Raw genomic sequence first — 1,462 nt, 5'->3', positions numbered from 1 at the left:
GAATCTAATCACAGAGATGGGTAGGCTCCCAACCTTCATGACCCAGAAAGCAAGGAATGCACTGGACAACTTAGCAGTCTTGCATACAGCTGAAGCAGGCGGAAGGGCGTACAACCATGCTCTTAGTGAACTGCCGGAGACTCTGGAAACATTGCTTTTACTGACACTCTTGGCCACAGTCACGGGCGGAATTTTCCTGTTCTTGATGAGTGGAAAAGGTATAGGGAAGATGACCCTGGGAATGTGCTGCATAATCACGGCCAGTATTCTCCTATGGTATGCACAAATACAGCCACACTGGATAGCAGCTTCAATAATACTGGAGTTTTTTCTCATAGTCTTGCTCATTCCAGAACCAGAAAAGCAGAGAACACCCCAAGATAACCAATTAACTTATGTTGTCATAGCCATCCTTACAGTGGTGGCCGCAACCATGGCAAATGAGATGGGTTTCCTGGAAAAAACAAAGAAAGATTTCGGATTGGGAAGCATTACAACCCAGCAACCTGAGAGCAACATCCTGGACATAGATTTACGTCCTGCATCAGCTTGGACTCTGTATGCCGTGGCAACAACTTTCATCACACCAATGTTGAGGCATAGCATTGAAAATTCCTCAGTGAATGTGTCTCTAACAGCCATTGCCAACCAAGCCACAGTGTTAATGGGTCTTGGGAAAGGATGGCCATTGTCAAAAATGGACATCGGAGTTCCCCTTCTCGCTATCGGGTGCTATTCACAAGTCAACCCCATAACTCTCACAGCAGCCCTTCTCTTATTGGTAGCACATTATGCTATCATAGGGCCAGGACTCCAAGCGAAAGCAACTAGAGAGGCTCAGAAAAGAGCAGCAGCGGGCATCATGAAAAACCCAACTGTGGATGGAATAACAGTGATTGACCTAGATCCAATACCCTATGATCCAAAGTTTGAAAAGCAGTTGGGACAAGTAATGCTCTTAGTCCTCTGCGTGACTCAAGTATTGATGATGAGGACTACATGGGCTTTATGTGAAGCTCTAACCTTAGCAACCGGGCCCATCTCTACACTGTGGGAAGGAAATCCAGGAAGATTCTGGAATACAACTATTGCAGTGTCAATGGCTAACATTTTTAGAGGGAGTTACTTGGCCGGAGCCGGACTTCTCTTTTCTATTATGAAGAACACGGCCAACACAAGAAGGGGAACTGGCAACACAGGAGAGACGCTTGGAGAAAAATGGAAAAACCGGTTGAATGCATTGGGGAAGAGTGAATTCCAGATCTCATAAGAAAAGTGGAATCCAGGAAGTGGATAGAACCTTAGCAAAAGAAGGCATCAAAAGAGGAGAAACAGACCACCACGCTGTGTCGCGAGGCTCGGCGAAACTGAGATGGTTCGTCGAGAGAAACCTGGTCACACCAGAAGGGAAAGTAGTGGACCTTGGTTGCGGCAGGGGGGGCTGGTCATACTATTGTGGGGG

2 protein-coding genes are annotated in these 1,462 nt (G+C 46.8%); both read left to right on the top strand.

The annotated features are described in order from the left end of the window. Positions 1–1,270, top strand: a 1,270-nt coding sequence (locus tag DCM90_RS10290) for a non-structural protein NS4A (protein ID WP_133244340.1), incomplete at its 5' end; no start/stop codon positions are given. After that, a partial coding sequence (locus DCM90_RS10285; protein ID WP_225366032.1) for an SAM-dependent methyltransferase occupies positions 1,236–1,462 on the top strand: 227 nt, incomplete at its 3' end. The genes DCM90_RS10290 and DCM90_RS10285, both read left to right, overlap by 35 nt.

The organism is Levilactobacillus bambusae (assembly GCF_003124125.1).
Lineage (GTDB): Bacteria > Bacillota > Bacilli > Lactobacillales > Lactobacillaceae > Levilactobacillus > Levilactobacillus bambusae.
The sequence above is the reverse complement of the archived record's forward strand: the minus strand, read 5'-3'. Positions and strand labels throughout refer to the sequence as shown.